This window comes from Hyphomonas sp. UBA4505 (assembly GCF_002388685.1).
Lineage (GTDB): Bacteria > Pseudomonadota > Alphaproteobacteria > Caulobacterales > Hyphomonadaceae > Hyphomonas.
In genome coordinates this window covers 131,153-152,681 of the sequence record NZ_DGMZ01000011.1, presented here as the reverse complement: position 1 = coordinate 152,681, position 21,529 = coordinate 131,153, and the positions used below count along the sequence as shown (strand labels likewise).

Genomic DNA, 21,529 nt, shown 5'->3' with positions numbered 1-21,529 from the left:
AGATTACTGACTAAATAAGAAGGCCGGAGCAACGATGCTCCGGCCCTCTACGTTTCAAGCTCATACAAAGTAGACGAACCGGAACTCTATTCCGCGACCAACCCTGCGAACTGGGGGTCAGCTACTGCCTTACCTATCAGCTCTTGCACGGCCGGCGTAAAAGCATCAATCACGTTCTGGCAAGCTTTGAGCGCCGAGTAGCTCGTTTTGAAGCTATAGTCCGTAGATACTTCATAGCCATCGGGCGCAGCTTCAGACGAAAGCTTGAGCCCAATCTTCCAGGATCCAGTCCCAAATGAGTTGAAATCCAACTGCGTGATTTCACCATCGATTGTTGTTCCGTTGGTCTGATCGTAAACCCCGGCGGCAAAGAGTTCGTCTCGCATCGCGCCCTCAATAAAGGCAACCGGCGCTTTTCCTGGAGCTACTTCCAAAGCGCCGAGCGCTCGGCAAGTCATATCGCCTTCAACGCCCTCTGCGGTAGTAAACGCCGCCAACTGGACCTTTTGCTCATCGTCCTCAAATGCGGATTGAAACGCCATGATGTTCGCAGTCGACGGCGTATACGGACGGCTGGACGTTGTTTCGCAAGCGCCCAACGTTAGAGCGGCCACAACAACCGCTACATATTTCAGCATAGAATTCTCCCCAAATTTCCCCGTGACCCAAGTTGATCACAGAACCACATTTCCCGCATTGGTTGCTTGGGTCAACAACAAAAAAGGCCGGTCTTGAAATAATCGCGACCGGCCTCCAACTGTTCGATTAAAGCGAAAAAATATTCACATTCGAGTATTTACGCCGCAGCTTTCTCAGCTTTACCGGCTGGCGGGAAGCGATCGTAGAAGCCTTCGCCCTTGGATGCCATGTCGCGGAGCAGGTCGCCCGGCCGGAACCGGTCACCATACTTGTCCGCAAGCTTGTCGGCCTCGGCGACGAATTCCTTGATGCCCCACATCAGGTCGATATAGGAACAGCAACCGCCCGTATACGGTGCAAAGCCCCAAGCGAGGATGGAGCCAATGTCGGCATCGCGCGCATCGGTGATAACACCCTCTTCAAAGCAACGGGCAACCTCCACAGCCTGACGGATCAGGAAGCGGTTGGTCAGCTCTTTCTTCAGGTCTGGTGGGCATTCGTCCACCTTCACTTCCAGCTGCGTGTTCAGGTCTGGCCAGAGGCGTTCCGGCTTGCCTTTTTCGTTGTAGTCGTAGAAGCCCTTTCCGGCCTTGCGGCCCACACGCTCCTGGTCTTCGACGAGCCATGCAAGGAACTGCGTCCGGTCATCCGTCTGCAGATCGATACCAGCTGCCTCAGCGGTTGCCCGCGTCACTTTCAGCGCGGTGTCGAGACCGACCGAGTCGGAAACTTCCAGCGGGCCCATCGGCATGCCGGACTGTCGGCCGACATTCTCGATGATCGCTGGCTTGATGCCTTCTGCCAGCATTTCCATGCCCTCGCGCGTATAAGTGCCGAAGCAGCGGGACGTGTAGAAGCCGCGGCTATCATTGACAGCAATCGGCGTCTTGCGGATGGCGAGCACATAATCGACCGCCTTGGCGAGGGTCGCTTCGCTGGTCTTTTCACCGCTGATGATTTCGACAAGCCCCATGCGCTCGACCGGCGAGAAGAAGTGGATGCCGATAAAGTTCTCAGGGCGTTCCGATGCTTCAGCCAAGCCTGTAATCGGCAATGTGGATGTGTTTGATCCGAAGACAGCATCCTTGTCGAGAACAGCTTCAGCCATCTTGGTGATCTTGGCTTTCAGTTCGACATTCTCGAACACGGCCTCGATGACCAGGTCAGCGCCTTTGACATCATCATAATTGTCGGTCGTCGTGATCAGGTCGAGCAGTGCGTCGCCCTTCTCCTGTGTGGACTTGCCACGCGAGACGGCCTTTTCGACGAGACGGCGGGAATAGTCCTTACCCTTCTCGGCATTCTCTTTCGAGACATCGACGAGAACAGTCGGGATACCAGCCTTGGCCTGCACATAGGCAATGCCCGCGCCCATCAGGCCCGCACCGACGACAGCGATCTTCTTGAACTCGGTCTTCGGATGACCGGCCGGGCGGTTGCCGCCCTTGGACAGTTCCTGCATCGACAGGAACAGGGACCGGATCATGGCTTTCGCTTCCGGGCGCTGCTGGGTGTTGATGAAGTATCGGGTCTCGATCCGGAGACCCGCATCGATCGGCACCTGAATGCCTTCATAGATGCAGGACAGGATGTTCTTCTGGGCCGGATAGTTGCCATAGGTCTTGGCCATCAGCATGGCATTGGACATGGTCGCGACCTGGCCCGCACCGGGGCTACGATGCACGACGCCGCCCGGAACCTTGAAGCCCTTTTCATCCCACGGCGCCTGCGCCTTCGGATTGGCCTTGACCCAGGCCTTCGCCTTGTCGACCGTTTCGGACGATGGGGCGAGTTCCTGAACGACACCCATGGCGAGCGCCTTCTCGGCATTGAAGCTTTCACCTTGCAGGATCAGTGGCAGAGCGGCCTGAACGCCGATCAGGCGTGGCAGGCGCTGGGTGCCGCCAGCGCCTGGCAGGAGGCCGATCTTGGCTTCCGGCAGGCCGAATTGCAGCTTCGGATTGTCATTCGCCGCAACGCGATAATGACAGGCCAGCGCCACTTCGAGACCGCCGCCGAGGGCGAGGCCATTCAGCGCAACGGCCACCGGCTTGCCGCAGGTTTCCAGTTCGCGCAGCGTCTTGTTGAGCGAAAAGCCGCGATCGAATTGCGCCTTTTTCAGCTCTGCTTCGGACATGTCCGCAGGCGACTTTCCGGCGCCAGCGCTCTGGTTCATTTCACCAAGATCCGCCCCGGCGCAAAAGCCGCTCGGCTTGCCCGACGAGATCACCAGGCCCTTGATGGCGTCATTGGACGCGACTTCCTTGGAGATTGCGATGATATCAGCGACAGCTTTTGCCGTCAGCGTGTTCATGCTGCGGCCTGGCACATCAAAGACTGCGTGCGCAATGCCGTCACCATCGACGTCCCAACCGAATGTTTCGAGTTCCATATCGTGTATTCCGTTCGTCTGTATCTTGATTAAACGCGTTCGATGATCGTGGCGGTGCCCATGCCGGCGCCGACGCAGAGGGTGACAAGGGCGGTTTCCTTGCCGGAGCGCTCCAATTCGTCGACCATCGTGCCCAGGATCATGCCGCCGGTCGCGCCGAGCGGGTGGCCCATAGCGATGGCGCCGCCATTCACGTTCATCTTTTCATGCGGGATGTTGAGGTTCTGCATCATCAGCAGGACGACCGATGCAAAGGCTTCATTCAGTTCGTACAGGTCGATGTCACTGGCTTCCATGCCGGCCTTCTTAAGGACCTTCTGGGACACATAGGTCGGGCCGGTCAGCATGATGCCCGGCTCGGAACCGATGGACGCCATGGCGCGGATGCGCGCGCGCGGCTTGAGGCCGAACTTCTCGCCCATTTCCTTCGAGCCGAACAGGACCGCTGAAGCACCATCCACGATACCGGACGAGTTACCGGCATGGTGCACATGATTGATCGCTTCCAATTCAGGATAGCGCTGCTTGATGACTTCATCGAAGCCCATCGCGCCCATGCCAGCGAAAGACGGGTTCAGTGCGGCGAGCGACTGCATGTCAGCGTCCGGGCGCATGTGCTCGTCATGTGCCAGCTGGATGCCGCCCATCTGATCTTTTACCGGAACAATGGACTTGGCAAAGCGGCCCTCTTTCCAGGCAGCTGCTGCACGCTTCTGGCTTTCGACGGCAAACGCATCAACGTCATCACGCGAGAAACCATACTTGGTGGCGATCGTGTCAGCGCCGATGCCCTGTGGCGCAAAATATGTTTTCAAGGCAACTTGCGGATCAGACGACCACGCACCACCGGACGCGCCCATCGGCACGCGGCTCATGCTTTCAACGCCGCCGCCGATGGCCATATCGGCCTCGCCGGTCATGACCTTCGACGCGGCCATATTACAGGCTTCGAGGCCAGAGGCGCAGAAGCGATCAACCTGAACGCCTGCAGTCGTTTCGGCGTAGTCGGCGTTCAGTACAGCAACGCGCGCGATGTCTGCGCCCTGCTCGCCAACCGGGCTGACACAACCAAGAACCACGTCATCGACATTCGATGTATTGAGTTCGTTCCGGTCACGGATGGCTTGCAAAACCTGGGTCGCAAGGCTCAGCGCAGTGATCTCATGCAGCGATCCGCTTTTCTTGCCTTTACCGCGGGGCGTGCGCACCGCGTCGTAGATATAGGCTTCAGTCATTGGAGAGGCTCCTTCTAAACATAAAATCAGGTTGCCGGTTTCAACACCGGATTGAGGGTCAGGCTCGCGGTGGAACGGGCAGCTTCCTTGCCGCGAGAATCAAACAGTTCGGCTTCCGCGAACAACATGGTGCGGCCGACATTCCTTAGACGCGCTGTAACTTCGATGACGCCCTTGCGGACAGGTCGTAGAAAATGGGTATGCAAATCAACCGTCGAAGGGAGCTTCGTCTTGCCCGCCTTCATTCCGGCGAGCATGCCAATCGTATCATCCATCATGGCGACAAGATAGCCGCCCTGGATAACGCCTGCCGGATTGCAGAACTCCGGGCGGCCTTCAAAGCGCACCCGGGTTGTCAGCGCTTTCATGTCGAGCGCCAGGAGTTCAAAGCCAAGCGATGTCGAGGACGGGCTCGGCTTCGGAAAGACATCACGAATGAGATGACTGTCAGGCATGGGAAACTAGAGCGTCCTCGCGATCAGCATTTTCATGACTTCATTGGCGCCGCCATAGATACGCTGAACGCGCGCATCTGCATACATCTGGGCGATCGGATATTCGTCCATGTAGCCGAACCCACCATGCAGCTGGAGACACTCGTCGACGATCTTGCACTGGAGATCAGAGATCCAGTATTTCGACATGGACGCGGTGGCGGCGTCGAGCTCTCCCTTGAGCAGGCGCTCCGTACAATGATCGGCAAACACTTTGGCGACGGTCGCTTCGGTCTTGCATTCGGCCAGTTTGAACTGGGTGTTCTGGAAATCGAAAATCGTACCGCCGAACGCCTTGCGGCCCTTCACATATTCGACGGTCTCGTGAATTGCACGCTCAATCATGCCGACGCCCTGAAGGCCGATTATGTGGCGCTCCTGCGGCAGTTTCTGCATCAGTTGGATGAAGCCCTTGCCCTCGACTTCGCCAAGAAGGTTGGAAGCTGGCACACGCACTTCATCAAAGAACAGCTCCGATGTATCCGCAGCATGCTGGCCAACCTTTTCAAGGTTCCGGCCGCGGCGGAAGCCTTCCACCTTGTCTGTCTCGACAACGGCAATCGAAATGCCCTTGGCGCCCTGGGTCGGGTCCGTCTTCACGCAAACGAGGATCAGGTTTGCGGTCTGGCCATTCGAGATGAAGGTCTTCGAGCCATTGATGACGTATTCGCCGCCATCGCGCTTGGCGGTCGTTTTCATGCCCTGCAGGTCAGAGCCTGCACCGGGCTCCGTCATCGCAATGGCGGTTACGAGTTCGCCCGAACAAATGCCGGGCAGCCAACGCCGCTTTTGTTCTTCGGTGCCATAGGCGACAATATAGGGTGCAATAATCGCATTGTGCAGGGTTATGCCGAATCCGTCGACACCCTTCCACTGCTGTTGTTCGATGATGATGGCTTCATGACGGAAATCACCACCCGCGCCGCCATATTCTTCGGGCACGGATGCGCCGAGCAGGCCCATTTCGCCAGCCTTTTTCCAGATTTCCATCGGAACAATACCGTCCTTGCGCCACTGGGGCACATGCGGCACGCATTCCTTTTCGAAGAACTGGCCAACAGCGTCAGAGAAAATCTCGAGCTCTTCGTCCTGGCGCCAATTGGCCTTCGGGACATCTAGTGGGCTGGCCTGCATTCGTCTTCCTCCGCTTTGGGCGGCTTTTGCTTGCCGCTTACGTTCACGTAAACATGTAAGCGTCGCTCCGAGGAATTCCCAGCCCTCTCCCAACGTCAGAACGAGCGGAATCGCATAATTTTTTTGTGTGATAGCGCGTGAAACCCACTTATTTGGGCCACGCGCCATCAAAATCGGACTGGCGCGCTAAAACGCCTCCGCTGGCAAGGCCATCATCGACTTCGCGCCGGTCTTCACCTTGGCCAGGTGTGCAGCACCATCCGGCACCATCCGGTCCACAAAATAATAGCCGGTTGTGAGCTTCTCTTCATAGAAGGGATCGCCCGCCGCCTTCTTCTCCAGCGCAATCTTGGCCATTTTCGCCCACATGAATGCCAAGCCTGTGAGGCCAAACAGGTGCAGGTAATCGTGGCTGGAAGCGCCCGCATTGTTGAAATCGGTCATGCCATTTTGCATCAGCCAGGTTGTGGCCTCCTGCAACTGGGCCTTCAGTGTCGTCAGGCCCTCGATAAACGGGGCCATATCGGCATCGCCATCGGCTGAATTGATGAATTCGTCAACTTCACCAAAGAAGCTGAAGACAGCCCGGCCACCATTGGACGCCAGCTTGCGGCCAACGAGGTCGAGCGCCTGCACGCCATTGGTGCCTTCGTAAATAAGAGTGATACGGCAATCGCGGACGATCTGCTCCAGACCCCATTCACGCGTAAAGCCAGAGCCGCCGTGAAGTTGCAGCGCCTGATTGGCTTTCTCAAAGCCCATATGGGTCAGGTATGCTTTGATGACCGGCGTCAGAAGGGCCATATAGTCGCCCGCCTTTTCCCGCACTTTTTCATCTGGAGATTTGTGCTGAAGGTCACCCTGGAAGGCCGTCCAGTAAGTCAGCGCGCGCGCGCCTTCGAGGAATGCCTTCTGGTCCATCAACATGCGGCGCACGTCCGGATGAACGATGATCGGATCGGCAGGCTTTTCAGGTGCCTTTGGCCCGGTCAGGGAACGCCCCTGAAGACGGTCCTTCGCAAAATCGACTGCATTCTGATAGGCGACGACGGCTTGGGACAGACCCTGCAGGCCCACGCCGAGGCGCGCCTCATTCATCATGACGAACATCGTGCGCATGCCTTTATGCTCTTCGCCAACAAGAAAGCCTGTCGCGCCGTCATAATTCATGACGCAGGTCGCATTCCCGTGAATGCCCATTTTTTCTTCGAGGCCACCGCATGAACAGGCATTGCGCTCGCCCAGCGAGCCATCTTCGCCCACCATGTATTTCGGCACAACGAACAGGGAAACGCCTTTGATGCCTTCTGGCGCGCCTTCGATGCGGGCGAGCACGAGGTGGATGATGTTCTCCGTCAGATCCTGCTCGCCGCCGGAAATCCAGATCTTCTGGCCTGTGATCTTGTAGGAGCCATCGCCCTGCGGCACGGCTTTTGTTTTCATCAGGCCCAGATCCGTGCCGCAATGCGGCTCGGTGAGGTTCATCGTACCGGCCCATTCGGCCGACGCCATCTTCGGCCCGTACTTGGCCTTGAGTTCATCGGAGCCACCCGCCATCAGCGCCTGATAGGCACCGTGCGTCAGCCCCGGATACATCCCGAACGCCATGTTCGACGATGATACCATTTCAGTCCAAGCAATGTTTACAACGTGCGGAAGCCCCTGACCGCCCATGGACGGATCGGCCGACAACAAAGGCCAGCCGTTTTCAACGAGTTGTTTATAAGCTTCTGGAAAGCCATCCGGGGTTTTTACACTGGCGTCATCGCCGCGCACACACCCTTGCTGGTCGCCCACAGCGTTGAGCGGAAACAGGACTTCCTTGGCGAATTTGCCTCCCTCCTCGAGGATGGCATTCACCAGGTCCGGCGTGGCCTCTTCGAAACCCGGCAGGTTTGAATAGTTCTGGATCTGCAACAGGTCCTGCAGGATGAATTGCATGTCGCGGATCGGCGCGTCGTAACGTGGCATTTTGTATTTCCTGTCAATAAAGCACGAAAATCGCAGATATCTGCGGCGCGCTTGTACAAATTAATTTGCCCCACCGTAGCATCTGCTGGGTGGGGCACAATTTGGTCGATGCAGATCAGACTTCGTCGAGCTGCCTGCGGGCAATTTCGTCATATGCCGCAAGCTGTCGCTTGTTCTCATCAGACGGGCCGGTATTCGCAATTTGCGTTTCCAGCCATGAGATGCCCTTGCGCAACTCCGTCAGGGCGGTGTCGATGTCGCCTCTCTGAATTTCCAGCTCCTTCACTTGCTTGCGGAACTTCTCGAGCGACATTCGCATCTGAGCGCGCTGTCCGTCATCGAGCACGTAAAGGTCCAGGATTTCACGGATATCGGCAAGCGGCAGGCCGAGACGCTTTAGCCTGACGATGATGGTGAGCCGCGCGCGATCCCGATTGGAATAGACCCGGGTCATGCCATCCCGAGCGGGATGGAGCATGTCCTTGTCCTCGTAGAAACGCAGCGCCCTCGGCGTAACGCCAAACTCGCGAGCAAGCTCGGAAATTGTGTAGGTGCGGGAATCCGCAGCGGAAATCTTGGAGAGCTTATTGTTCATCATTCCGCAAATCTAGATCAAGGCTTACGCGAACGTCAACGTAAACTTTTTTGGCATTCTTCGTTTCCCCGCAGATTCCCTTGGTAGAGTTACCGGATTTGGAGGTTTTCTTTACCTTTAACCTGCCCTTAATCCGGCTCCTGTCATCACCGATGCTGAATCTGAATGATTTTGCCCGAAGCATTAACAATCGCGGGCAAAATGAGTGCTTAGGAGAGTGGGGATGAGCCAGACGGGGCCCTGGAGCGTCAAAGGAATTGACCAGCGCGCGCGCGACGCCGCTCGCGAGGCAGCGCATGCTGAAGGCATCACCTTGGGGGAATATCTGAACCGGCTACTTATGTCGGTCGATGCCCCCCGGCCAAACGAAGTTGCGTATCCTTTCCAGAATCGCCGACCAACGGCAAACGCGGCGAACGACACGCTCGACACGTTGACGCGCCGCATTGAGGCAACAGAAGCGCGCTCCACACTTGCCATAACGGGTATGGACCACACGATCCTCGGCCTGGTGGCTCGCCTGGAAGAGGCCGAGCAAAATTCTGCTGCCGTAGCGGGCCATGTGGATAGCCTGATCGAAGAACTGAAGGACACACATTCCGCTTTGCAGGCAAAAGTGCAGAAGCTTGAAGCCGACGACACGACCCGCGAAAATCTCGAAGCGCTGAAATCACTCGAACAGGCGCTAGGCAAACTTGCCAGCCATGTCTTCGAAGAAAGCGAACTGGCTCAGAATGAGGCCCAAGCCATTCAGGGCCGGGTCGAGACAGGCTTCACCGAGTTGACCGACCGCGTTGAAAACATGGAAGTGAAGGTCGAACAGACCCTGTCCGATGCGGCCTCTCGCGTCGAGCGCGCCGTGGACCAAGCAGAGTTGCGCGCCGAGGGCACAGCCCGCGAGCTTGCCGATCGTCTATCCAATCTGGAAACGCATGTGAACTTGCGTCTGTCTGAGGTCGACAAGAGCGATGCACGTCTGGAAAGTGTCGAGACGAAGATTACGAAATCCCTGGCGACTGTCGAAACCACACTGGCTCAAACACAGGACCGGTTGAACCGAGCAGAAACCACCACGGATGCGGCCCTGCTCAGCCTTGAGTCCACATTCAACAATCTTGACGCCAAGATCGAGACCCTGTCGAAAACGGTCGAGCCTGATTTGGCAGACCGCCTTCGGGCAGAGTTTGAATCGCGCTTCGACGAAATCATGACGACTGTCCGCAGTACCGTCGACACGGCCCGCGCAGAACTGGCCGAAGAAATATCTCGTGCGGCCTCGGGCGCCAGTGAGGAAGCCGTTGCCGAACTTCAGACCGGTCTGAACGAAGTTCGCGAAAAACTGGTCGCAGGCGAAGATCGTCAGACTCAGGACATGAACAAGGTCTCGTCCGAGATCGGGCGGATTGGTAACCTGGTCGGCACACGGATGGAAGAATTTGGCGCAAACCTCGACAAGCGGGTCAATGCAAGTGAGCAGCGTAGCGCCGAGGCAATTTCCCAGATTGGGGATCAGGTTGCGACCGTCGCCAACCGCCTGCAAGCGCGCCAGGACAAGGCCCTGCAGACCCTCGCTACCGAGATTGATGAGAACCGCAAGCGCGCAGACCTGAAGCTCTCCGAAGCGATATCAAGTGTCACCGATAAACTCGAGCAGGCGCAAACCCAGACCAGCGCATCCCTCTCGCCAATCCAGAAGGCGATGGCGTCGCTCGCGACGCGATTGGAAATGCTCGAAGACACCGCTGCGCCTTCCAAGTCCGGTGCAGTCGAGCCAACTGATTTGGCAACCATGAATGCGCTGAACGAGACTGATCGCCTGCTCGAAGAATTCCAGGAAGAGGAAGACGCATCGTCTGATCTTCTCTCGGATGAATATGATGCAGTGTTTGAGCCCGGCCTGCCCGAGGACATTGCAGATGACGATACCAGCGACGCATTCCTCACAGACTGGACCGAAACAGAGGAAGTCGACGAAGTCGAGATAGAAGCTGGGACGAGCGCCAAGTCAAATGCTTATGAAGAAGACTACGATCTCGTCGAGGACGAATTCGAAGTTGACGCAGATCCGGACAATGCAGAAGACGATTTCTACGACGCATTCGCCGATGCTGATGAAGCTCCTTCCCCAGTCGGATTTGATGCACTTGCCGAGCTTGAGGACTACGGGGACAATTCTGCCGAGCCACGTGAATCGGATATTTTCGAAGACGATGAATTCGACACGGAAGTCGATCCGGCCGGAGAAGCATTCGCCGACCCTGAGTTTACAGAGGCGCTAGAAGACGAGCCTGAGGCCGCCTCGCCGGCTGCGAACTATATCGACATGGCTCGCCGCGCTGCGATTGCGGCGTCGTCGGGTCGCAAGGATTCTTCCCCATCGCTTGCACCTCCAAGTGATCAGGCTGACAAAGGCTTGCGCTTCGGAAACGGAAAGCTCCCACTCTATGCTGCGGCCTCAGCCGTTATCATCACGGGCGCCACTGTGGGCGGGTACCTTTATCTGCGCGGTAAGCAGGCCCCGACTTCGGTAACCGAACTGGCCGCGCCCGTCGATGGGGCGGCTGCGAGTCTAATTGAAACAGAATTGCCACCCGCAGAAGCCGCCGAGTCATCCGATGATGCCCTTCTGTTCGAAGATGATGTCGCGCCGCCAACTGACTTGGAGACTGCGGCCGCAGACAAGAGCGGCGAGGTTGCACCATCTGAAGAGCCATCCGACCCGATGGCTGAACTGATTGAACCAACGCCAATGATCGCGACCGCGCGTATTGAGCCGACCACGAGCTACCCGCCGATCCCGAAAGTCGACACGCTGGCAAATGCCGCAGCATCCGGGAACGGCATCGCGCAATTCCAACTAGCGCAACAGCAGCTTGCCGATGGCAACTTGAAAGGCGGCGCAGTCCTGATGCGGCAGGCCGCAGAGAAGGGCCTGCCAATTGCTCAGTACACGCTTTCAAAATTGCACGAAAAAGGTACGGGTGTACCGAAGGATCTGACACTGGCCCGGGAATGGACGGAACGGGCTGCAAACGGTGGCAACGTGAAAGCAATGCATGACCTTGCCGTCTTTATGGCTGAGGGCGAGGGCGGCGAGCAAACCTATGCCGGTGCCGTTGGATGGTTTCGAAAAGGCGCGGAGTTCGGCATTGTCGATAGCCAATACAATCTCGGCGTACTGTACGAGCAAGGCCTCGGCATCAGCCCAAATCTGACCGAAGCCCTTTACTGGTTCATGGTCGCTGCCAAGAATGGCGACGCAGGCGCACCGGCAAAAGTCATGGAAATTTCCAAGCGCGTCTCACCAGAAGCGGTGAACCATGCCCGTGTACAGTCTGAAGACTGGACCGCCTCCCGCGCCAACGCAGCAGCCAATGGCCGGTTCGGCGCGCAATCATGGAACATCGGGAATGCGGCTCAAGTACGCGCGACACAGCAGGCCCTGACCGTACTTGGCTACAACATTGGCTCCGCCGATGGAGCCCTTGGGCCGGATACAGCGACCGCCATTCGCGACTATCAAACCGCTCAGTCTCTCAACGTGACAGGAACCATCACGCCGGAACTGATCGAAAGTCTGAACGCTCGCGCCAAGTCTTAGTGTTATGGCCGTGTAAAAGCGCGCGGCCGTTCACTCTCATCCAGGCTGAGATAACGGTCACGCAGTCGCGTTTGGCGGGACTCGAGTGACTGCTGCTCGCCGGCAATGATGACAGCGATGGGTGCAGACGCGACCTCCAAAGGATCCCCGTCCCAACCAACCACATCAGCGGGTGCGCCGGGCGCGAGGCGACCATACCCCGTCAGGCCGAACATGTCCGCCGGGGCGGTGGTCAACGCCGCCAAAGCATCATCGAAGCTCAGTCCGTTGGCGACTGCATTGCCGGCAAGCTGTGTCGCAAGCCGCGCCTGATGGCTGCTATCCCCGACATTGGCAATGGCAAATGTAACGCCTGCTGCGGCCAGTCGCGCTGCATTTTCAGATGTCGCTGCCAGTTTCTCAAACGAGCCCGGAAGATTGGAAAACGCATTGATGATCACCGGGATATCCATCTCGGCCAGCCGTGGCGCCACACGCCACGCTTCGTCCGCGCCGACAATCACGATCTTCAGTGACGGCTCCTCCTCGGCCAGATCCATCACGGCATTCAAGTCACTGGCACGACTCGCTTCAATCAAGATTAACTGCTGGCCCCGTGCGGCGGGCGACAGCGCTTGTGCATCAATCCGGTTCAGAACCGCGCCATCATTCTGCGTGATGTAGCGCGCTGGATAGCTGCGCGCATCATCCAGCGCCGCCCGCAGCAGCGTCATGGCAGACTGCCGCGAGCCGCCAGCAAGGCCCGCGCCTGCTTCACCGAGCTTGATGAAGGTAAATGCCTTCTCATCCAGCTCCGTATCGAGATCACCGCTCGTATCAGCTACGAAACCCTGCCCGGCAAATAGCGCATTGCCGGTGTTGGGTACAACAACCAGGCGCGTAAAACCTTCGATCCGGGTGACATCAATCGCAGTGGCGTCGGGATTGAACCCATCGGCTGCATTCAGCGCGGCTGAAAACGGAGACATCGCCGCCGCCGTGTCATTCGTAGAATCTTCCGCGCCAACTTCAACCAGGCCTGTTCGGGCAAAGGAGGCGATCAGACCAGGCGTGACCCATTCAGCGGAAATCTCGGTGGCGCCACCTGGCACTTCAGTATCTGCCCCGCCGACCGTGACAATCCGGTCGTCCTCGATGACAACAACGCCGTTTTCGATCATACCTTGAGCGGTGCCGGTCCAGACCGTTTCACCGCGAATGACGAACGTATCGGCGTACGCGGGCGCCGCTGCGAGACCCAAGGCGGCAACGCTTGTAAGTAGTGTACGGATCATTTGCGATCTCCTTCACCAGGTTGGCCTATTTCAAAATCCATCACAGGATTGGTCTCAGGATGGTCGCGGTCAAACATCAGCGCGCCGTCAATAAAGACCTGGTCTGCCTTGGCGTAGACGCTGAACGGGTCATCGGACCAGACGACGACATCCGCCATCTTGCCGGGCTTCAGGCTGCCCGTACGATCGTCAATGCCCAATGACTTGGCCGGGTTCAGCGAAAGCCACGTCCAAGCGACCTCTTTCGGAATATCGATACCTGCCCTCAAACCATCAGACCATGCCTTGGCGGCTTCCTGGTTGAGACGTTGAATGCCGACATCACTATCCGAATGGACGATGGCACACGCGCCGGCCTTGTGGACCATCGGGATGTTCTCACGGACGCCATCATAGGCTTCCATCTTGAAGCCCCACCAATCGGCCCACATGGAAGAACACGCACCATATTCGGCCAGCTTGTCGGCAATCTTGTAGCTCTCAACGGCGTGGTGAAAGGCGGTGACCTTGTAGCCAAACTCCTTCGACATATCCATGATTTGCGCCATCTCATCGGCGCGGTAGCAATGCATGTGCACGAGGATGTCGCCATTCAGCACACCCGCGAGCGTGTCCAGTTCGAGATCACGCGCAGGTGGTTCACCGCCTTCGTCCTCGTACTTCTCCCATTTGCGCTTGTATTCTGCAGCCTTGATCCAAGCTTGCCGGTATCCCGCCACGTTGCCCATCCGAGAATAAGGGGCGCCACCAGGAAAACGCCCGCCGCCATAGCCATACACGCGCTTGGGATTCTCGCCGCAGGCCATCTTCAGCGTATAGGGCGCGTCCGGAAATTTCATGCCCTGAACGGTCCGGCTCGGCACGTTCTTGAGGATCACGCCGCGCCCGCCGAACAAGTTTGCGCTGCCCGGTAGCACCTGAAGCGAGGTGATGCCTCCGGCTATCGCCCGCGTGAAGCCTGGATCTTGCGGCCAGACACCGTGCTCCGACCACACTTCCGCTGTGACCGGCGCAGAAATTTCGTTGCCATCGCCGTGCGCGGTCACACCGGGCGAGGGATAGACGCCGAGATGGCTGTGATTGTCGATAATGCCCGGAGTCACCCAGCGACCTGTCGCATCAATGGTCTCGGCACCATCCGGGGCTTCGATATCGGCGCCTAGTGCGACGATCTTGCCATCCTGCAACAGCAGGCTGCCATCTTCGATCAGGTTACCTTCGCCATCGAGGATTGTGGCATTGGTGATCAGGACAGGCGCATTCGGATAGGGCGCATATGTGGAGGGATAGGGATTGCGGTCGAACGCGTCTTCCGACGACGCAGCCTTGTCGGCATCGTCGCCTCCACCGCACGCTGAAAGCAGGAGTGCCGCAGCGCAAACAGCTGCCAGCCCATAAAGTATTCGCATTTCATTTCGCCCCGTGTCCGCAGAAAGGTTTGGCGCATACTGCTGACATTTCTCCCGGCTTCAAGGCCTGAGCCGGAAACACGCGTGAAATTCTTGCCTGCCCGGCCGGATTTGCCGCAATTTGTTTCTACTGTTCCGGTTGAGACGGGTCTTTCTTGTCTCGGCCGAACACCAAGCGCATCAGCCAGTTTGGCGCAAACCGTTCGACCCGGGGATGCCTTGCCAACACGCTCTCCATCCACCGCCTGCCCCACATCGCGTTCCGCCCCAGCAGCACGACACCAAGAATGGCAATCGGCAAGCCAACAGGAATGATCGGCGTGACGAAAGCGATTGGAATGGCCACCACGATCATGATCAGACCGGTAAGCGCCAAAATCTGGCGGAACGCTACGTTCACACCATTGCGCAGCCCCGCCGCAGGCTTTGAGGAAGCTGCGGTCTGTTCCGTTTTCATGTGGGTTTCGTCATCGGCCATTAAGCTGAATATGGGAAAAGAAGCGGGCGCCGCCAGCGATATCGTCATGATGTGGTCAAAGTCTGGTGTCTGCGTTACCTGATTGCTACAGATTGCCCGTTCGTTCCGCGCGCAGGGCGGGATGAAGTGTTGCGTGAGGCCCGGAATGAAACTGCAGTCTGTTCAGGTCCTGCGTGGAGTGGCGGCCCTCCTGGTCGTTCTCTATCACACCAGAGCCCACGAAACTCGCGGCATCGCCCATAATGGTGGCGGCGAGTTGGCTTGGCTTGGCGGCATTGTGACGAATGGTTTCGCCGGGGTCGACCTGTTCTTCGTGATCTCCGGCTTCATCATGGTCGCCGTGACCTACGAATTGAAGCCCGGCATCCAGACAGCTCTGAACTTCGTGTTCCGTCGGCTGACCCGGGTCTATCCGGTCTGGTGGCTGTTTGCCGGTATCACCACAGTCGGTCTGCTCGGCTATTTCCAGTTGGGCAATATGGTCGAAACGTTGCAAGTCACGTCGCGTCCGGAGCCAGACTGGATCTATATCATCAAGTCCTTCCTGCTGATTCCACAGGAAAAGGAGCCGGTACTTGTGGTGGGGTGGACGCTGATCCATGAAGTCTATTTCTATCTCGCGTTCAGCCTCGTCTTGCTGCTTCGCAGATCCTGGTGGCCCTATGCGTTGCTTGGCTGGGGAGCTGCAGTCATCGCAGGATGGATGTCTGGACTGTCCGGCCCGATCGTTACCGATTTCCTGTCGCTGTTTTTCTCGCCCATGACCATGGAATTTCTGTTCGGCGCCGCCACAGCAATGCTCGTCGCGTCCGGAGTTGCGTGGCGAGGTGGGATCGTGATGCTGGTCGCCACGCTATGGATGGTGGCGTCCCTGTGCCTGCAGGGGCCCCAAACCGATTACACACTTCAATGGGGCCGCGTCATGATGTTCGGCTTGCCGAGTGCCGCGCTCATCTACGGACTCGTCACGCTGGAACTTGAAGATCGTTTGGCATGGCTTGTCCCGGCGGGTGTCGGTGCTTTGCTGACTATCGCGGTTTTCCAGCTCTACGGACTGGGAGAAACAGCCCCTCTATCCGTGCGGGTCAATGCCACTATTGTTGCAGTTCTGGTGGGCGGCTTGGGCACACTTGCTACATTTTGGACAGGTTGGCTGGCTGGTCAGACCAAACCTCGCAGCGTGCGCGCCCTGTTTCCAGCCTTGCGCAAAATACTCGCTGCGATGGTCCGGCTCGGAGACGCCTCTTATTCGCTCTACCTCGTGCACACGATCGTCATCGTGGCCCTACGGGTCCTGTTCGGACGCCTCGGAGACATTCCCGTTCTCGCGCCTGTTTTCCAGCTCGGCCATCCCGGCCTGCTCGACAATGTCGCGTTTGCGCTTGCCTGCGTGACCGGATCGATTATCGCCTCGCTGCTCAGCTACACCTATTTTGAACGGCCAGTGGGCGCGCTCTTCCGAAAGTCACGCCCAACAGTGCAGAACGCTTCCTGATCCTTATTCCGCCGCGACGGAACTCGTTTCTGGCGGCGTCCACTTGAGCACAGGCTTGCGCGCTGCCTGCGTCTCGTCCAGGCGACGCATCGGGGCGAGATAGGGCGCGCCCTTCATCGTTTCATCGCCCTGTGCAGCACGCCGGGCAATCGCCTCCAGCGAGTCACAAAAGCGATCCAGCTCGGCTTTCGATTCTGACTCGGTCGGCTCAATCAGCATCGCCCCATGCACGACCAGCGGGAAGTACATGGTCATCGGGTGGTAGCCCTCATCGATCAGCGACTTGGCAATGTCGATGGTCTCGATCCCGTCTGCGGTGAACGCATCCGAGAACAGCGCCTCATGCATGCAATAGCCCTCGAAGGCTGGGGTCATGACGGATTTCAGGCGCGCCTGAATATAGTTGGCGTTCAGCACGGCATCTTCAGAGGCCTGCTTCAAGCCGTCTGCGCCGTGGCTGAGCATATAGGTCAGCGCCCGTACGAACATGCCCATCTGGCCATGAAAGGCCACCATGCGGCCAAAGCTCTCGCTCGCATCACCTTCCATGTCCTCCACGAGGCGGAAGACCCCGTCTTCATCCTTCACAACGAAGGGCACGGGCGCGTAAGGCGCGAGTGCATCTGACAACACAGTCGGGCCAGAGCCCGGTCCGCCGCCACCATGCGGGGTGGAGAAGGTCTTGTGGAGATTGATGTGCATCGCATCGACGCCAAGGTCACCGGGACGGACCCGGCCAACGATGGCGTTGAAGTTCGCACCGTCGCAATAGAAGTATCCGCCAGCCGCATGGATCAGGTCGGCGATCTCCTTGATGTCGGTCTCGAAGAGGCCGCACGTATTCGGATTGGTCAGCATGATGCCAGCGATATCATCAGACTTTTCAAGCTTCGCTTTCAACTCGTCCAATTCCACGCGGCCGCGCGCATTGGCCTTGATCTCGTCCACGATGAAGCCGCACTGAACCGCGGTTGCCGGATTCGTTCCGTGGGCGGAGGCGGGCACCAGAACGCGCTTGCGGGTCTCGGCCTCGCCGCGCGCGACCAGCGCCTGACGGATTGCCATCATGCCGCAGAACTCGCCATGCGCCCCGGCTTTGGGGCTCATCGCAACCGCAGGCATGCCGGTTAGTGTCTTCAGCCAAGTGGCCAATTCGTCGATCAGTTCCAGTGCGCCCTGCACGGTTGCCTGCGGCTGCAGCGGGTGGATATCCGCAAAGCCGGGCAAGCGCGCGAGCTTCTCGTTGAGACGCGGATTGTGTTTCATCGTACAGCTGCCCAGCGGGAACAGGCCAAGGTCGATGGCATAGTTCTTCTGGCTGAGACGCATGTAGTGCCGCACAGTCTGCGGCTCCGAGAGGCCCGGCAGGCCGGTCGGCTGGCTGCGCGCAACGCCGCCGAGGCGACCGGTGCGGTTTTTCGGCTTTGGCAGGTCAACGCCGGTCGTGTCTTCGGTGCCAATCTCGAAGATCAGGCCCTCGGCCTGCAACAGGCCTTTCGAGCCGGACACAGTGTCCACGGACTGGCTGGCAGACGGAATGGGAGATGTCGGGCGGCCTTGCGTATTCATGGTCATGACGGCTTTCCATAAGGGTGAGCGTGAAAGGCTTTGTAGAGGCGCTCTTCGTTGAGCAGATCGTGTTCGGCATAATGGCGCAGCTGACCGCGCCGAAAACTCTCACTGGCCATAATCTCGACTGGCACGATTCTCAGCGCCAATTCGAGAGCCTGGTAAGCATCCACGCCCATCACAGGATATGATTTCTTATAACCTGGCCAATCAAGATCCAGTTCACAGCGCCAGTCCTCGCCATCAAGCTCCGGCTGCATGACCGCGATACGGCCCGCTCTCCATTCGTCGTCGACGAGGCATTCAATTCTGCGCTCCACGCATACCTCGCCCATCACACAATTTCCTTCAGCGCCGCGGCATAGGCGGCAATGTCTTCCGCCGTCGTGCATTCGGTGGCGGCGCAGAGAATGACGTCCCCCATATGCTCCTCGGGGAACAGGCGGCTGGCGCGGACGCCGCCGACCACGCCGGCTTCATCCAGCATGGCAAGCACAGCTTCGGCGTCCATCGGCGTGCGGAAGGCAAACTCGTTGAAGAAGCGCGGCGTCAGGATTTCTACGCCTGGGACGGCTTCCAGCGCATCGGCGAGATCACAGGCCGCCTCATGGTTCAGCAGGGCGAGCTGCTCCAGACCCTTCCCGCCGAGTAGCGTCATGTGCGCGGTGAAGGCCAGCGCGCAAAGGCCGGAATTGGTGCAGATATTCGAGGTCGCCTTGTCGCGACGAATATGCTGTTCGCGCGTCGAGAGCGTCAGCACGAACCCGCGATCACCGTTGGCGTCAACGGTCTCGCCGCACAGGCGCCCCGGCATCTGGCGCACCAGTTTTTGGGTACAGGCGAACAGGCCGACATAGGGCCCACCGAAATTGAGTCCGTTCCCGATGGACTGGCCCTCGCCCACGGCAATGTCTGCACCCATCTCACCCGGAGGTGTGATGAGGCCCAGAGAGACCGCTTCGGTGAAAACAGAGACGAGCAGCGCGCCTTTTTCATGCGCGGCGTCGGCAGATTTCGAAAGGTCCGTCACCGTGCCGAAAATGTTCGGGCTCTGGCCGATGACGCAGGCGGTCTGATCGTCTACCGCATCGGCCAGCGCATTCTCGCCATCCACAGTTGCGGGCAACTGGACCACTTCGAACCCTTGCGCCTCGCACACCATTTTGGTGGCGGCCGCATAATGCGGGTGCAGCCCGCCGGACAGGATAACCTTCTTCCGGCGCGTCACCCGCGTCGCCATGATGGCGGCCTCGGCACAGGCTGTGGAGCCGTCATACATGGAGGCATTTGCCACATCCATGGCGGTCATCGCCGCAACCTGGGTCTGGAATTCGAACAAGGTTTGCAGCGTGCCCTGCGCGATTTCTGGCTGGTAGGGCGTATAGGTCGTCAGGAATTCAGAGCGCTGGATCACCATGTCTACCGTAGCCGGAACATGATGCTTGTAGGCGCCCGCCCCGACAAAGAACGGACCGGACGAGGCCGACCGGTTCTTGGCCGCGAGATTCGACATGTGGCGCTCGACCGCGAGCTCCCCCTGATGGTCCGGCAAGCCTTCAATCGTGCTGCCGAGGCGCGCAGCTTCAGGTACGTCCGTGAAGAATTCATCGACTGTTTTGGCGCCGATGGTCGCCAGCATTTCTGCACGGTCTTCCGGGGTCAGGGGGAGGTATCTCATATGTGCTACTCCATCAACGCCTACAGGCCGTCACAAAATGCCTTGTAGGCATCCGCATTCATCAGCGATCCAAGTTCGCCGGCATCGGTCAGTTTCAACTTGCAAAACCAGCCTTTGCCTTCAGGGTCTTCGTTGACCGTCTCAGGTGCGTCAGCGAGGGCGGCATTGCCCTCCACGACTTCACCGCCGACGGGGGCGTATACATCCGAAGCCGCCTTGACGCTTTCGACCACCGCCATGTCGTCGCCCTTGGCGAATCTGGCACCTGCTTCCGGCACTTCGACAAACACAACATCGCCGAGCTGCTCGGCGGCGTATTTGGTGATCCCAACCGTGGCAACATCGCCATCCACGGTGATCCATTCATGGTCTTCAGTATAGTAAGTTGTCATGCCCAATTCCCTCTCAGCGTTTGTAATTGTGTGCCACGAAAGGCAGCGCGCACACTTCTGCGGGACGCGCCTTGCCTCTCACCATCAGGTCGATTTTCGTGCCAGGCTCAGCCAGGTCTGTGCGCACATAACCCATTGCGATGGGCGCATCGACACTAGGTCCAAAGCCACCGGACGTGACAATGCCAACTGCTTCGCCACCAACTTCGATCACGGTTCCCTCGCGGGCTGGCGCGCGCTCCAGCGGCTGGATACCAACACGAACTTCAGCCGGGCCGGCGGCGAGAGCCTTCATAATACGTTCCGCCCCCGGAAAGTCAGCGCGTTCACGGCGTTTCTTCTGGATCACCCAAGCAAGGTCTGCCTCGACCGGGTCGCGGGTCGTATCCATGTCGTGGCCATAGAGGCAAAGCCCAGCCTCGAGACGCAGGGAATCCCGCGCGCCAAGACCGATCGGCTTCACCCGGTCGTCGGTCAGCATTTCCTTGACGAGCGGCAGGCCAGCCTCCGGCGAGACAAGCACTTCAAACCCATCCTCGCCCGTATAACCACAACGCGACACGATGCAGCGCGATCCATTCAGCTCGAACGGCATGTGACGCATGAATTTCAGATCTTCGCAGCCGGGGAAGAAGTCGCTCATCACATCAGCGGCCTTCGGGCCTTGCAGGGCGAACAGGATACGGTCATCGGCGCGCGTCAATACGGCCTTGCCTTCAAATGTCCGCTCAAAGAGCGCCCAGTCAGCTTCCTTCACAGCGCCGTTCACGACAATGTAGAGCGAACCTTGCGCATTTTCCCCGATCGGGCGGGTAATGATGAGGTCATCCAAAATGCCGCCCTCTTCATTGAGCAGCACAGTCAGGCGTGCCTGGCCCTCCTTGAGACTTGCAATATCTGACGGCACCAGCGTCTCGACCAGCGCGGCGATCTCGGCATGCGCGTCATCACCGCCGCCAATGCCATCGGCCAGCGACAGGAAGCATGGACCCATATGGGAGACATCAAACAGGCCCGCCTGCGTGCGCGTCCAGAGATGCTCGTCCTTGACGCCCATTGGATACTGGACCGGCATTTCATAGCCGGCGAACGGCACAAGCTTCGCGCCCAGCTCTTCGTGCAAGGCATGGAGCGGCGTGCGCTTTAAATTCTCTGTCGTCGTGTCGTCCATGA

17 protein-coding genes are annotated in these 21,529 nt (G+C 58.5%); 2 read left to right on the top strand and 15 right to left on the bottom strand.

Features of this window, described 5'->3' with window-relative positions:
* Positions 1-86: 86 nt before the first annotated feature.
* From B3527_RS07965 to B3527_RS07935, 7 genes are all read right to left on the bottom strand, one after another.
* Positions 87-638, bottom strand: coding sequence for a hypothetical protein (locus tag B3527_RS07965; protein WP_206992608.1), 552 nt, complete (start codon positions 636-638; stop codon positions 87-89).
* Between the two features lie 158 nt (positions 639-796).
* Positions 797-3,031, bottom strand: a complete 2,235-nt coding sequence (locus B3527_RS07960) for a 3-hydroxyacyl-CoA dehydrogenase NAD-binding domain-containing protein (protein WP_290479015.1) — start codon at positions 3,029-3,031, stop codon at positions 797-799.
* Between the two features lie 29 nt (positions 3,032-3,060).
* A complete protein-coding gene (locus B3527_RS07955; protein ID WP_290479016.1) occupies positions 3,061-4,266 on the bottom strand; it encodes an acetyl-CoA C-acetyltransferase in 1,206 nt (401 codons plus the stop codon).
* Between the two features lie 26 nt (positions 4,267-4,292).
* Positions 4,293-4,721, bottom strand: coding sequence for a PaaI family thioesterase (locus B3527_RS07950; RefSeq protein WP_290479017.1), 429 nt, complete (start codon positions 4,719-4,721; stop codon positions 4,293-4,295).
* Positions 4,722-4,727: 6 nt separating this feature from the next.
* Positions 4,728-5,894, bottom strand: a complete 1,167-nt coding sequence (locus tag B3527_RS07945; protein ID WP_290479018.1) for an acyl-CoA dehydrogenase family protein — start codon at positions 5,892-5,894, stop codon at positions 4,728-4,730.
* Positions 5,895-6,080: 186 nt separating this feature from the next.
* Entirely contained in the window at positions 6,081-7,865 is a 1,785-nt protein-coding gene (locus B3527_RS07940; protein WP_206992603.1) for an acyl-CoA dehydrogenase C-terminal domain-containing protein, read from the bottom strand.
* Positions 7,866-7,980: 115 nt separating this feature from the next.
* On the bottom strand, positions 7,981-8,463 hold the full coding sequence (locus B3527_RS07935) for a MerR family transcriptional regulator (RefSeq protein WP_290479019.1): 483 nt from the start codon (positions 8,461-8,463) through the stop codon (positions 7,981-7,983).
* A 220-nt stretch (positions 8,464-8,683) separates the two neighbouring features.
* Here B3527_RS07935 and B3527_RS07930 point away from each other — a divergent pair, with 220 nt between their 5' ends.
* The gene (locus B3527_RS07930) at positions 8,684-12,061 is read left to right on the top strand and encodes a peptidoglycan-binding protein (RefSeq protein ID WP_290479020.1); all 3,378 of its coding nucleotides are present in this window, start codon (positions 8,684-8,686) and stop codon (positions 12,059-12,061) included.
* Positions 12,062-12,063: 2 nt separating this feature from the next.
* Here the strand turns inward: B3527_RS07930 and B3527_RS07925 are convergent, their stop codons facing one another.
* The 3 genes from B3527_RS07925 to B3527_RS07915 form a co-directional block, all read right to left on the bottom strand.
* Positions 12,064-13,335 carry an amidohydrolase family protein gene (locus B3527_RS07925; protein WP_206992601.1) on the bottom strand — a complete coding sequence of 424 codons (1,272 nt, stop codon included), beginning with the start codon at positions 13,333-13,335 and terminating at the stop codon, positions 12,064-12,066.
* Positions 13,332-14,744 (bottom strand): amidohydrolase, encoded by a 1,413-nt coding sequence (locus tag B3527_RS07920; RefSeq protein WP_206992600.1) that lies wholly within the window; start codon positions 14,742-14,744, stop codon positions 13,332-13,334. The genes B3527_RS07925 and B3527_RS07920 overlap by 4 nt, the downstream gene beginning before the upstream one ends.
* Positions 14,745-14,871: 127 nt before the next feature.
* On the bottom strand, positions 14,872-15,201 hold the full coding sequence (locus B3527_RS07915) for a hypothetical protein (RefSeq protein ID WP_290481242.1): 330 nt from the start codon (positions 15,199-15,201) through the stop codon (positions 14,872-14,874).
* Positions 15,202-15,367: 166 nt separating this feature from the next.
* Between B3527_RS07915 and B3527_RS07910 the strand changes: the two genes are divergently transcribed.
* Positions 15,368-16,717, top strand: coding sequence for an acyltransferase family protein (locus B3527_RS07910; protein ID WP_290479022.1), 1,350 nt, complete (start codon positions 15,368-15,370; stop codon positions 16,715-16,717).
* 3 nt (positions 16,718-16,720) lie between these two features.
* On the opposite strand, the gene gcvPB is transcribed toward B3527_RS07910, so the two are convergent.
* The 5 genes from gcvPB to gcvT are packed head-to-tail and all read right to left on the bottom strand — an operon-like array spanning position 16,721 to position 21,527.
* Positions 16,721-18,292 (bottom strand): aminomethyl-transferring glycine dehydrogenase subunit GcvPB, encoded by a 1,572-nt coding sequence (gene gcvPB / locus B3527_RS07905; protein ID WP_290479023.1) that lies wholly within the window; start codon positions 18,290-18,292, stop codon positions 16,721-16,723.
* On the bottom strand, positions 18,289-18,621 hold the full coding sequence (locus B3527_RS07900) for a DUF6968 family protein (RefSeq protein WP_290479024.1): 333 nt from the start codon (positions 18,619-18,621) through the stop codon (positions 18,289-18,291). The genes gcvPB and B3527_RS07900 overlap by 4 nt, the downstream gene beginning before the upstream one ends.
* A complete protein-coding gene (gene gcvPA / locus B3527_RS07895) occupies positions 18,621-19,964 on the bottom strand; it encodes an aminomethyl-transferring glycine dehydrogenase subunit GcvPA (RefSeq protein WP_290479025.1) in 1,344 nt (447 codons plus the stop codon). Before gcvPA ends, B3527_RS07900 begins: the two co-directional genes overlap by 1 nt.
* Positions 19,965-19,984: 20 nt before the next feature.
* Positions 19,985-20,356: a glycine cleavage system protein GcvH gene (gcvH, locus tag B3527_RS07890; protein WP_290479026.1), complete on the bottom strand. Its 372-nt coding sequence runs from the start codon at positions 20,354-20,356 to the stop codon at positions 19,985-19,987.
* Positions 20,357-20,369: 13 nt separating this feature from the next.
* Complete coding sequence (gene gcvT / locus B3527_RS07885; RefSeq protein ID WP_290479027.1) at positions 20,370-21,527, bottom strand: glycine cleavage system aminomethyltransferase GcvT; 1,158 nt, start codon at positions 21,525-21,527, stop codon at positions 20,370-20,372.
* Positions 21,528-21,529 lie beyond the last annotated feature (2 nt).